The sequence below is a fragment of the Paenibacillus profundus genome (genome assembly GCF_021369635.1).
GTDB lineage: Bacteria > Bacillota > Bacilli > Paenibacillales > Paenibacillaceae > Paenibacillus_B > Paenibacillus_B profundus.
Map to the genome: position 1 here is coordinate 1 of NZ_JAJNBZ010000030.1, position 12,344 is coordinate 12,344.

Annotated in this window: 13 protein-coding genes and 2 pseudogenes; 2 read left to right on the forward strand and 13 right to left on the reverse strand. The window is 37.9% G+C overall.

Annotation, left to right across the window (positions count from 1 at the left end):
• Nucleotides 1–590, forward strand: a 590-nt coding sequence (locus LQV63_RS24540; RefSeq protein WP_233698650.1) for an IS3 family transposase, incomplete at its 5' end; no start/stop codon positions are given.
• 194 nt (nucleotides 591–784) lie between these two features.
• On the opposite strand, the pseudogene LQV63_RS24545 reads toward LQV63_RS24540, so the two are convergent.
• From LQV63_RS24545 to LQV63_RS24565, 5 genes and pseudogenes are all read right to left on the reverse strand, one after another.
• A pseudogene (locus LQV63_RS24545) lies at nucleotides 785–997 on the reverse strand (helix-turn-helix domain-containing protein).
• 777 nt (nucleotides 998–1,774) lie between these two features.
• A complete protein-coding gene (comI, locus tag LQV63_RS24550) occupies nucleotides 1,775–1,867 on the reverse strand; it encodes a competence inhibitor ComI (protein ID WP_233698651.1) in 93 nt (30 codons plus the stop codon).
• Between the two features lie 397 nt (nucleotides 1,868–2,264).
• Nucleotides 2,265–2,954, reverse strand: a complete 690-nt coding sequence (locus LQV63_RS24555) for a hypothetical protein (RefSeq protein WP_233698652.1) — start codon at nucleotides 2,952–2,954, stop codon at nucleotides 2,265–2,267.
• 283 nt (nucleotides 2,955–3,237) lie between these two features.
• Nucleotides 3,238–3,714, reverse strand: coding sequence for a GNAT family N-acetyltransferase (locus LQV63_RS24560; protein ID WP_233698653.1), 477 nt, complete (start codon nucleotides 3,712–3,714; stop codon nucleotides 3,238–3,240).
• 361 nt (nucleotides 3,715–4,075) lie between these two features.
• Complete coding sequence (locus LQV63_RS24565) at nucleotides 4,076–5,005, reverse strand: ADP-ribosylglycohydrolase family protein (protein ID WP_233698654.1); 930 nt, start codon at nucleotides 5,003–5,005, stop codon at nucleotides 4,076–4,078.
• A 638-nt stretch (nucleotides 5,006–5,643) separates the two neighbouring features.
• Here LQV63_RS24565 and LQV63_RS32160 point away from each other — a divergent pair.
• Nucleotides 5,644–5,946: pseudogene (locus LQV63_RS32160) on the forward strand (S41 family peptidase); the annotation flags it as partial.
• On the opposite strand, the gene LQV63_RS24570 reads toward LQV63_RS32160, so the two are convergent.
• The 8 genes from LQV63_RS24570 to LQV63_RS24605 form a co-directional block, all read right to left on the reverse strand.
• Nucleotides 5,936–6,229 (reverse strand): RNA polymerase alpha subunit C-terminal domain-containing protein, encoded by a 294-nt coding sequence (locus LQV63_RS24570; RefSeq protein WP_233698705.1) that lies wholly within the window; start codon nucleotides 6,227–6,229, stop codon nucleotides 5,936–5,938. The pseudogene LQV63_RS32160 and the gene LQV63_RS24570 sit on opposite strands and share 11 nt — an antisense overlap.
• Nucleotides 6,230–6,390: 161 nt before the next feature.
• On the reverse strand, nucleotides 6,391–6,975 hold the full coding sequence (locus LQV63_RS24575; RefSeq protein ID WP_233698655.1) for a GNAT family N-acetyltransferase: 585 nt from the start codon (nucleotides 6,973–6,975) through the stop codon (nucleotides 6,391–6,393).
• 262 nt (nucleotides 6,976–7,237) lie between these two features.
• Nucleotides 7,238–7,687 (reverse strand): GNAT family N-acetyltransferase, encoded by a 450-nt coding sequence (locus LQV63_RS24580; RefSeq protein WP_019419028.1) that lies wholly within the window; start codon nucleotides 7,685–7,687, stop codon nucleotides 7,238–7,240.
• Between the two features lie 402 nt (nucleotides 7,688–8,089).
• The gene (locus LQV63_RS31855) at nucleotides 8,090–8,416 is read right to left on the reverse strand and encodes a GNAT family N-acetyltransferase (RefSeq protein WP_233698656.1); all 327 of its coding nucleotides are present in this window, start codon (nucleotides 8,414–8,416) and stop codon (nucleotides 8,090–8,092) included.
• A gap of 330 nt (nucleotides 8,417–8,746) precedes the next feature.
• Nucleotides 8,747–9,100 carry an acylphosphatase gene (locus tag LQV63_RS24590; protein ID WP_233698657.1) on the reverse strand — a complete coding sequence of 118 codons (354 nt, stop codon included), beginning with the start codon at nucleotides 9,098–9,100 and terminating at the stop codon, nucleotides 8,747–8,749.
• Nucleotides 9,101–9,469: 369 nt separating this feature from the next.
• The gene (locus LQV63_RS24595; RefSeq protein ID WP_233698658.1) at nucleotides 9,470–10,447 is read right to left on the reverse strand and encodes a phosphotransferase enzyme family protein; all 978 of its coding nucleotides are present in this window, start codon (nucleotides 10,445–10,447) and stop codon (nucleotides 9,470–9,472) included.
• Between the two features lie 286 nt (nucleotides 10,448–10,733).
• Nucleotides 10,734–11,735, reverse strand: coding sequence for a phosphotransferase (locus LQV63_RS24600; RefSeq protein WP_233698659.1), 1,002 nt, complete (start codon nucleotides 11,733–11,735; stop codon nucleotides 10,734–10,736).
• A gap of 348 nt (nucleotides 11,736–12,083) precedes the next feature.
• Nucleotides 12,084–12,344: an AAA family ATPase gene (locus tag LQV63_RS24605; RefSeq protein WP_233698660.1), complete on the reverse strand. Its 261-nt coding sequence runs from the start codon at nucleotides 12,342–12,344 to the stop codon at nucleotides 12,084–12,086.

Here is a 12,344-nt window from a genome sequence, read left to right on the forward strand (position 1 = left end):
CAAGGAGTCTTTTTGTTTCTCAAATCTCATATTTCTTCATTATAGGAATGCTGCCTGTAGCCGAAAATGTGCTCAATCAAACGTTCGCCACTAGCGCACCAAATAAGGTCTATATGACCGATATCACCTATATCCCGACGGATGAGGGATGGTTGTACCTTGCCAGTGTGATGGATCTCTATACGCGTAAAATCGTGGGGTTTCACATGGATGAACGAATGACCAAAGAACTCGTCATCATTGCGCTGGATCGGGCTTACAACAGCCAGCGACCAGCTCCAGGAGTATTACATCACTCGGATCGTGGCAGTCAGTATGCATCTGCAGACTATCAGAAACGACTGAAGAAATACCAGATGATCGGCAGCATGAGTCGTAAAGGAAACTGCTACGATAATGCCTGTATTGAGTCCTTTCATAGCGTGCTAAAGAAGGAACTGGTTTATCTCGAGAAATTCAAAACGAGAAGTCAAGCAAAGAAATCTATTTTTGAATATATCTCGTGTTTTTATAATGGTAAAAGAATCCATTCATCCATTGAGTATTACACACCCAATCAGTACGAACGTATGTACCTAGAAACTGCGTAATTCTCTCGGTTTTATGTGTCCAATCTATTGACAGAGGTCCAGACCTTAGATATCTCTGATCTTAGATCGAGTCGTATGTTGAATGAATATTCTTGTTTACTTTCACATCCGACAACCGAGAGACGAAGCCCGTAGCGTTGTGATACAACGGGATCCTTCTGTGAATTCCAACTCATCACTGATATTCTTTTAGGTTACTTATCTTCTTTAGGTTTAGGAATATATTCTAACAAATCACCAGGTTGACAATTTAACGCTAAGCATATTTTATCAATTACTTCTAGTGAGACGTATTCGTTTGTATTCAATTTTGCCATTGTTGCTTATATTCCTGTCAATTTCATTAATTCCTGCTTCTTCATATCCCGGTCTATTAATAACTTTTGAAATGGTTTATAACTAATCATTAGCCATTATCTCTATAGAATAGTTGAATTTTTCTTTAATTATATTAATTATTCTTTACATTATCAAAATTAAATTTATGTTCTCTTAAGAAGAGGATTTAGTATGATAAAATCTTATTCAAGAAGTTAAAGTTTATTTCGCAAATATAAAAATGTAGGAGGTGCTGAAGATGAATTCTGATTTCGTACAATTTTCAGGCGAGTCTGAACAGTACTTCAATAAATTCGAGAATCTTTACCTGATAACCTCCAACATACTTCATTCCTCTATGAAAACGCTTAAATCTCATTACAAGCTATTCTGGAAAGTAAAATATATCTACAGGGGTTTAAAGATGCCTTACATCTTTTTAACGAAGTACATATTTGACCCTGTCGTATAACGTTCTTGTATCTACGAGCCTGTGAGGCTTAAGGCGCTCCACGCCGGGTGCGACGGACTTCGCCTCGCAGGGTTGTTCGCTGACTTGACTTCTCTGCTTACCACATCTTGCGAACCAAGGGCGTAGTCCGTAGCGTAGATACGGTGTTAGATGATGGGGATGCCTTCTCTGTGTTGCCAACAATGTATTCTCTTCTTGATTCTTTTTTCATGTTTTTATTTTCTCAGAAATTCATCTCTCACTTTGATACATACATTTCCTTCTGGTTTTATATAAGTAATAAAGACTAAGTGCGCTAACACTTGGTCCATACAATTGGCTTGGATGGTTTTTCCCTTCTTAGTCAGTTGGGAACGAAAACCCACCTTCGGCTTGCAATCTTAGGGTGGTTTTTTTACTTTTTCTTGTTGTTATCGATATAAGTTAAAAGTGCAAGAATAAACATTCCGAATAGGAACATTATCGTCAATGCATCTTTTACTTCCATGGCTTCACCTACTTTCGAAGGGAAACCATGCCCACCCAAGATTCAATTATAGTTATAATTTACCTTTTCTTTCACCTGCGCACAAGTGTTCTTATTCATTATGGATATTAGTTTTCAAGATTTTATGATATTGTTTCAGTCTGCATCCCTTTCGTATAACGTTCTCTGTATTCACGAACCCTCACCGACTTAAGGGCCAACGGCCCGGGCGCGACCGCGCTTAGGTGGTGAGGGTTGTCTCTGAGTTCACCTCCTCGAAAAGCCTCTGCAGACAAGGGGGCGAAAGCCCTGCAACGTGAATACGGTGTTATGTGATGGGCCTGACATCTGCGAAAATTCCCCATTACTATCTTCCCCTAACTCCTGAGGACACTCTGAATTTATTGAATTAAACACCTTATGTTTCTGAAAGCTCAATTAATTCATTTATCTCATTCTCTGGCAGCAATATGTTTCCGCAATATACTCTGTCTGAATGGAATTCCCACTCACCATATGCAACCATAATACTCTTACATTTAAATTTTTTCACTAATGCCCACACTCCTAAATCCCCTTGTGCACTAGCTTGAAATAAAATCCAATCGTTATATTCAGTCATATATGGTTTTCCAAAAAATTTAAAATATCCTAAATATCCTTCTCCGTCCTTTTGTGTGAATTTATCAGTGATCATTTCTAAGCGTATTACTTCTTCGATCTTAATATTTATCCAAGCTCTTTCTTCATTTTTAGAAATAATACTTTCAAAACTGCACTTAATAATTGCTGATGAATCTATTTCATTTGGATGTTCCTCCCATCCGTTAAAACTTGATAGAGCAGGTCTGAACAAAGTCCAAAACTTTTCTCCAACTGACATATTAAAAGGAAAATGCACTTGTACTTTTTTCATCTCACCAGCTATTGGGGGGATTGAAGTCCTTTCCCAATTCCTAATACTCAGATCTGGTACATCTTGCGAAAAATTTGACCATTCCATAACATCTTCATACGCAACCATTTCAAAACCTTTTTTATCATTCAAGTTTTTTTCCGGTACTTGTTTACATGCACTACATATAAAAGTTAAATTATCAAATTCCATAACATTACCTACTTTTAATTTAATTTCCCTAGTCACTTCATGAATTGATGTTTTATTTGGTTTTTAAATTTACAGGCCTTTCACATAACGTCTCTCGCATTCACGAACCCGAGAGGCTTAAGGCCCCACCATGAGTCGGCTACGCTTGCGCAGTTAGCCTCGCAGGGTTGTCCGCCTGATTCACTTCCCTGCTAATAACACCGGGCGGATCAAGGATCGGAGCCAGCCGATTCGCAGCGTGAGTATAGTGTTATAAGATGTAGCAAGCCATCCTCGAATCTACTTACATAATGAAGTTTTGATATCTTCTTCCGTTCTCAAATCTTACCTTTACTTCCCCATCAGATATTTCTTCTATTATCCTATCCCAGAACTTCTGTGCAGGAATATTATTCTCAAGCTGATAGAGTTCCCACTCTCCCTTAAAAATTTTCAATACATGTTCTGCCGCCTTACTACCTATTCCCAATCTCCTAAATTTACGAAGAATAAAAAAATGCGCTAAATAGTTGTATTTTCTGGTCTCTTCTTTTTCTTTAGTCAAAATAAATCCCGCTATTTCATCGTTTACTTTAATAAGATATGGATGATTCCCATTTAGATTGTTCCAGTATGAATCTAAATCAGGCATTGTATTATATGAACCATTCTCAAGAATTGAAGCACTTGTGAATTCAGTAAAATCGTAAATATAGAACTGTAGTAAATTCTCTATTAGCTTCCTGTCATATTGAGTTGCTCTTGAAACAACTACTTCCATGCTCCCACCATCTTTTCACATTTTGCTTATATAATGTTCTTGTTAGCCGCGACGTGGTTAGGCAGTGCGGGGTTTTCTGCCTGGACAACTATCCTTCGGGCAGACCAAGCGACGCATCACTGCACCAATTGGATAAGCCCCTTCTTCAAAAGCTTTCTCAGCTTCCTAATGCTAAGACGACGTTCTTGTATTATGTAAAGACCCAGCCTTTGATAGCTTTCATCTTAGGCTAGGCCTTTTGCTGTCTGCGCTTCTTCCATGATTATACATCCATCAAACAAAGAGAGTTAGCCCTTCAGCCTGATTATGCTGTTAAATGATTTAGAGTACGGTGTTATCTGAAGTAGGGCATTTTAAAATGCTACTCACTCACTTTTTCAAAGTTAGTACATAATGATACGATTTCCGCCAATTTTGATATCTGATTAATCCAATTTTGTGGGATCTGCTCAAGTCCATATATGATTCCTGCAATACCTCCCGTCACGGCAGCCGTTGTATCCGTGTCATCCCCTAAATTCACTGCTTGCAGTACAGCTTTAGAATAACTATTCGTATTCAAAATGCACCATAAACTTGCCTCTAACGTATGAACGACATACCCTGACGACTGAATATCATTCATGCTTAAGCTTGAAAACTCAGTAGAGAACATTCGGTTGAATTGGTCTGCGCATTCATTGAACACATTCAATTCAGTGATGCTTGCATATGCCCTTTTTATACTATCTTCGATCGTCATTCCATGTATCAAATGTATTGCAATCTCAACATAAATGACACATGCAACTATAGATATTGAGTGTCTATGAGTGATTGAAGAAACTTGACTAACTGTTACAACTCGCGATTGTAATGGCTCATTCCTTACATAAAAGGCCAGCGGCAGGATTCTCATTAATGACCCGTTACCATTACTGAATTCATCCTTGCCTCCGGCTAGGTCTGGTCTTATAAATTCATCGTTTATTCTCTCTATCGCCTTCCGAGTAGCAATTCCAACATCAAATACTTCACCATGTGGGGCCCAATGCCCTCTCCAGAGCCAGATCGTAAACTTATCTGCAATGTTGAATAAGTTGATTCCCTTACATTCTATAATGCTTTCCATTAAACAAAAAGTTAATGAACTATCGTCTGACCATGTGCCAGGAGGCTGGCCATGAGAGCCATATCCGATCATCTCTACTATAGGCTCTGCAATAAGAGCTTTCCTAGACCGAAATTCGGCAGGTACTCCAAGTGCATCCCCTACGCAAAGACCAAGTATTCCAGCCTGTACTTTATCCATGCCAATATCTCCTCCAAGTAATTGAGATGTCCGAATAGAGCCATCACCCTGCGTCATGAATGTTATGTTATCCAATCTCCTTGCCTTTTCGATCAACTTCCAACCCTTTCAAGTAATTCTATTCGTATACCATCTAATTCTTCTTCTTTTTCATCCTTGTCGGTGCGTTCAGCATTCTATGTAAATCAGGTTGCAGCTCTTTTAACTCCCCTTTATCTTTACCTCCATCACCGTGGCTTGTTGATTGCCTACAATATCAGTTGTTTCACGGATAACCTCACCTTCATAAGTAAAATGATTATACCCCATATTTCCAATAGTTAGGTCATATAGATTAATTCTATGTTCATAACCTTTTCCAAAAGCTTATGTAGTCCCCAAACTCACCATCTTCATCTTTCCTGCAATACTCTGCATAGAAGATCTTATCTATTATCTTTTTGTTATTATCATAGAGCGCATAGGGATAGCGAAGAAAGCTACTCTTCAAGCATATGACGATAACTCCCAAACATTAAAAAGGGCATCCACAGGAGGTGAGGCGATCGAAGGTGACATATTAAGCAACGGCTATGGTTATTTAAAAACACACTACTTTCCGATGGCCATCTTCTCAAGCCCCGAAAAAATCCTCGAAGAAAAATTGCAGCAGTTCCAAAGATAACCATGTGAAAGGCTTAATTATTGATCTGCGCGACAATAAAGTCAGTTATGACCAACTAGTCGCTAACATAGCTGGATATTTCGTGAAGGAAGAACGATTTTACGAGGCTACAAGTTACTATAATAAATTTACGAAGAAATTTGAGATTAACCATAACGAAACTCGTAAGATCATCCCGACAAAACCTTCGTATGACGGAAAAATGGCTATTTTAATCAACAGCCAAACGATAAGCTCCGGGGAAGGACTGCCTCTCGTTTTATATGTTAGTTTTTGAATGATAATCCTTCTTCTTGCAAAGCAGCCCTAAGTTTAGGTAAAGATGCTGGTCCCATACCGTGAAATTGCAAGATCTCTTTTTCACTATACGTTGAGAGCTTTTCCAGAGAGGTTATTCCATTGTCTTCCAATGCTCGTCTAGCTGGTGCCGAGAGAAGTGAAAGAAATCCTGTGTCGGGTTTGCGTTCTTGCTCGCAGATCGGGCAGGTTGGGCAATCGCTACTTTTAAAGTATTGGTGTCCTTTGTTGCAAGTTCTTAAATTTTTGCTTGAAGCTCCCATTTTCAATTGTCATCCTTCCTTAAGAATTAGTTCGTATGTACGGTGGTCTATGTTACGCTACGACTAACGTTGTTGAATTCACGAACTCTCACTGGCTTAATGCGCTTGTGCCGGGTTCGACGGACTTAACCAGTGCAGAGATGTCTGCTGGATCCTACTACTTATACAGTTATTGTTCGTTTCTCATTCTCTATAAATTCATCCTTGGTTAAACCAAAAAGGATTAGGTCAAGATACTGCCCCTTTGTGTATATTACCTTACGTCGAACTCCTTCTTGGATACAGCCAAGCTTCCTCATCATGGTTGCAGATGCTTCGTTTCCTTCGAGTACATAATCATTGAATTTATTAAGACGTCGCTCGTAAAAGGCGTATCTTAATAACATTCTTACAGCTCTTGTACCGTAACCTTTACCTCGATGATCCTGATCAATTTGTATACCTATACTGAATGTACCATTCTTTTCATCAATGCTATTTAAATTTATTCCTCCTACGTCTTCACCTTTTACATTTTCAATAGTAAACATAATTCGTCCGGTGCCTGATGAAAAATCTGAAAATGTCTCAACGAATTTCTTTGCTTCAACAATCGTCGGTGGCAGTTCAACCGCACATTCTAATAAACGACGAGCCGTCGAATCAAATCGATTATAATAATATCCCTCCCAATCTTCGGGCTGGGTTGCACGCAATCTAATCTCTTCGTCTTGCCAAAAATAATTGGTATAGTTTATTTCTTTCATTTCTATTCCCCCAAAGAGTAATTTACGAGATTTGAAAATAGACTGTGTTCGTTGTTTGCTTTATGTTTTTGTATCTACGAGCCCGAGAGGCTTAAGGCGACGGAGTCGCCTGGTGGCTATGCCACTTAGCCTCACAGGGTTGTCTGCTGATCCGCTTCTCCGAAAAACCTCATGCAGACCAAGGGACCGTCAGGTCTCGCGGCGTGAATACGTTGTTAGACGATGACTGTGCCATCCCTGAAAACGCCATAAAAGAATAAGTCTATAAAGTCTTCTCAAAAATGTATAGGTCATCTTCTTCTCTAACTTTGGTGAACCCGCACTTTGTATAGAAATGATGATTCTTGACACTCCAGCTAGGAGTATCAAGCCACCATTTAGTGCTATCCGGAAAGCTTATTTCGATTTCTTTCATTACTTTCATACCGATTCCTTGATTCTGAAAGTTTGGATCAATAAAAATTCTTCCTAGATTATGTACTTGATTGCTTTCTATAAATATCAAAGCCCCCCCTATTATTTCTCCATTAAAGAGTACCTTGAAATATTTACAATTTTGCATCATCTCTTCTTGCCAACTTATGGAATCATATCCTAGTGGACCACCGATTTCGTTATTATTGAAATGTTTTGATTCTTCATCAAAGCTGGCCTTTTGTATTTCAGCAAGTTTTTGTGCATCATTTTTTATTGCTCGTTCTAGTATCAACATTTGATACACCTCCATTAATGTGATTTATATTAAATTATCTTTTTTGTTTTTGATTATTTTATCTTGCACAGGTTTCGTCTAACGTTCTTGCATTCACGAACCCTCACCGACTTAAGGGCCAATGGCCCGGGCGCGACCGCTCTTAGTCGGTGCAGGGGTGTCCGCTGAATTCACTTCCCCGAAATGCCTCTGCGGACCGAGGAACCGTCAGGGTCCGATGCATGAATGTTTTGTTATCTGTAGTTACCAGCATCTCGAATTCACCTACATTTATCTTTATAATTTCAAGCAATAAAGAACTTCGTCGTCTACGATTTTACCTGTATTTTCAAATCCAAATTCTCCATATAGTTTTTTTGCAGAATGGTTTTCTGGATCAAACGATAAATATATTTCTGAACATTACTTGTTCTTACTCATCTCTTTAATGATTAGACTTAGTGCCTTTCTACCGAAACCTTGACGTTGAAATTTATAGTCAATCATAATACGGCATAATTCAAAACAATTATCCTCCTCTGAATATCCATACATTGTAAATCCAACCATTGAATCTTCACTATAAATTGCTTTTGTTATCCATCCTTTTTCTATCTTTGATTGTGCAATCGAAACTGCATTTGAAGCTACAAATTTCTCTACAAGGTAATGATTTTTATCAGGATCAGTCGTTAGAAATATACATTCTAGCCAGTTAGTTTCGTCTATGTCCTTTAATAAAACTTCCACGAGATCGCCTTCTTTCTAATGTTCTATCGGTAATTGCAGATAACGTTGTTGTATCTACGAACCCGAGAGGCTTAAGGGAGCATCACGACTGGGTCCGACGGACTTGCCTCGCAGGGTTGTTCACTGAATCCTTCTCCACTGATTACCTCATCTTGCGAACCAAGGGCCGAACGGCCCGAAGCGTAGATATGGTGTTATCGGATGGCGATGTCTTCTCTGTCCAGAGGTTGCCATGGACGGCAACCCTTTTCATATCAAACTTAAATTCCCGTTAGTATTAATCAAGTGTTCGAAATTGAAATTAGGAGAGTCGCTTATACTATATGTACTTTATTCCACTATTGTAAAGCTTTCTTCCCCCTCTCTGATAGGCAGATTAATTATAGTCATTTTCTTTACAGACGCCCGTTTCAATGACCGCATGCAATTGACCAGAAAATCAATATGTGACTCTTCCCCTTGTAATTCTGCTTCCACACTTCCATCTTTTAAATTTCTCACCCATCCAGTTAATTTCATTCTTCGAGCAATACAATATATCTCCAAGCGGAATCCTACCTTTTGCACCCTTCCAGAAAAAGCTACGTTTTTTCTGACTATACTACTTGGTGTAAATTTTGGAAACTTAACACGATTTGCATGCCAAATTACATATTCATTTCTTAATTTCTTAAAAACACTCATTCTTCCGCAGACTCCTTTTTATTACTGTTTTTGCCTTTTAGATTATTAAAACATACCACCTTCAATTAACGAGCCGTTAGTTAATTTAACAATTAATTTAAATAGGTTTTGATTTTTTTAATTATTTGCGTTGATTTCCTATAACGTTTCCGTGTTCACGACGTCCCACCACTTTAAGCGAACGTTAGTGAGTGGCCGCGATGCGGTTAGATGATGCGGATGTGTCCCGGCAATCACTTCTTCGTCTATCTTCCGGGTCCGAGGCAGCTTGTCTGCCGAAGCGTGAACACATTGTTATAGGATGTCAGCGCCGTCTTAGAAATATTTAGACTATTTAACTGTCGTTTCTCGACAGCGGAATAAACAATTTTATATACGTAAAAAGTCCAAATCAATATATGGTGTATTATTCAGTAAGTTAAAATAATAGAAGCGTCGAGCTTGTTCATCCCATTCACTCCAATCAGGAGCATTAAAATCTCTGCTTCTATATAACGCGGATAAGACTCTAGCTTGTCTTAAATCGATAAATAAGGGTATTTTCTTTAACCATACTTGACTTATAGAATTTTCTTTACAATAGCCGTTTAAGAAGTTGGAAAAAAAGCGCTTTGTAATCTCCTTCCTTACCTCTCCATCCACAACCCACGGGATAGGAATTTCGTAAAATAGTGGTGTAGCAATATCGGACACAAACCAGCTATATTCCGCCTCGTCAAAGTCGATAATATGGGCTTTATCCCCGTCATTTAGATAATTACCGCAGCTGACATCTCCATGAATGAGGCCATATGTATCTGTATCCTTGGAAAGAGCGCTAACTTCCCTAATTAAACGGTCAAAACTGTCATTTAATTCTGACGGACAGTAGTTTTTAAAAGAAGATAATAAAGCGTTATCATTCCATTCATAGCGCATATGTTGGGGGGTATAATGAAGTGAAAGCTTATGTATTTTTCCAACAAATTGACCTATATTCTCATAAAAAGTATTGCTCTCCTCAGCAATTTTTGCATTTCTACCAGGGACTTTTTCAAAAGCTGTCACAACAAAAGAAGTATCAATTGTATGAAGAAGATCCCCCGTTAAAGACTGAATCGGTCTGGCTACTTTTAAACCGGACTCCGCCAAAAACATGATAAAGTCTAATTCCGCTTTCGTTAATATTTCATTCCGATGTGTGATATGGGCAATTCTTAGAATAACTTCACGATCTCCGACCAATCCAGAATAAACGAAGTTTTGAAATCCATTTAATTCGATCATTGAGTCTTCGTGTATACCATAATGTTCTGCGGCTTGTCTCAATATATCTTGAGTGAATAGCTGCTTAATCCTCTTGTCCATATTATTCCACCTGCCCGTTAATTGAGTATAATTATCTTAATTTTTTTCTTCAGTCCCATGGTGGGACAAATGATCTGTTTACAAAATGTGTTTTGGGGCCGATCTTTCATATAACATTGTCGTGTTCCTGACGTTGATTCCCCTTAGATAGCTCTTATCTTAGGGGAATCGATGTGTCTGCCTGAATCCGCTTCCTTGAAATGCCTCTGGCAGACCAAGCGGCGACAGCCGTGAAGCTGGAACATAGTGTTATACGATGTATGATACTTCTTTGAGTTATCCAAAATCAATTAAGCCTTAATCTTAACGTTTCAATAAATTCATATTCATTCTGTTCTATCCATTGCTTTCTAATAACTAATTGATTAAGTATGAACCGAAAGTATTCTTCTATCTCCCGTCCTGAATAATATTGACCTATGTAAATACATATTAATGATACATAGTACATCTGCATTAAAAAAGGAATCCATTTAATTTCTTCTTCTGTCAATGTCATATATTGAGAATATTCATCCAAGAATAACTTCAGATTTGCAAGTGAATCATTGTCAAATTGAAGAAGATGATTTATACAAATAGCTAATTCTAATGCTCGAACATCATATGAAGCAAAATCAAAATCTAATACCCCACTCATCTTCCTTGTTTGATTATCAATAAGCAAATTAAAAATTAAAATATCATGATGAACAATTTGCTTTGGTAAATTGTCAATAATGGATTCATTTCTTTGAACAGCTTGTAATGAATCTATTAATATAGATAATTGGTTACTTTCAATCTCAAAAGGTGGCTGATCAATAAAACGTTTTACAGATCTTTCGTTAGATAATTGATGAAGATTGTATATTTTATAAAACTTAATTTCTTTCATTAATACGTCACTTTTAAATTTCTTAAATGCAACCGATATTTCACCAACGGTTTTTCCATATTCCTTAATATCTGATACCTGTGTTAGGTCAGGGACTTCCCCTTCAATAAAACGTACCACTGAACCAAATTGACCATTTGATAGCTCGATAAATCTATCCCCTGTCTTAGCAATTAAAAACCCAGGAAGCTTAAATGGAAGATTATTTTGTTCAAGGAATGTCGTTAATTCAATTTCGAATTTTAATTTCTCTAGATTTTTTGAGTGGTTGTCATATATTCTTGCAACATATTTATTATTGTTAACGGTTAATACTTGAGAGTAATTAGTAAGACCGAATGGCAGTGATTCAATGTTTTCAACTGCCTCATTAAAATAATATGTAATCAGTTCTTTGATTAAATCTTCCAATATGGTTTCCTACTTTCTTTGTCATATATCGTATAACGTTCTTGTATTCACGAACCCGAGAACCTTAAGGCCCGAAAGGGCCGGCCGCGATGCGGTTAGGTTCACAGGGTTGTCCGCCTGATTCAGCTTCCTCGAAATGTCCCGGGCGGACCGAGGGCCGGATGGCCCGATGTGTGAATATGGTGTTAGCTAATGCAACTGTCCTCTTGAATTACTACTACGTGTACTTACCAGTTCTCCAAGATCCAATCTTTAATTTGTTCAGCTACTTCTTCCGCTGGAAGCTCTGTCGTATCAATTGTTGGCATTGGCGGGTTAAATGCAGTTTTTGAATTATTTATTAACCAATTAGCAAAGTTTTTTATGATCTTGAATTATTCTCTCTTCCCATCCTCTTGCCTTTATTCTTTCTTTACGGGCAGAATCATCACAATGCAAGTTAATATAAAGAATTCTATCAAACTTATCTTTATGATCTGCTAATTCAATGTTCTCGGGGATCATCGTTCCACAAAGAACCGTCCCTCGGCCACTTAATGAAATGCTATATGCATTTTTCAACCAATTAGCTCTGGCAATTTGCCAATCAACATTATTAATAATATCCAT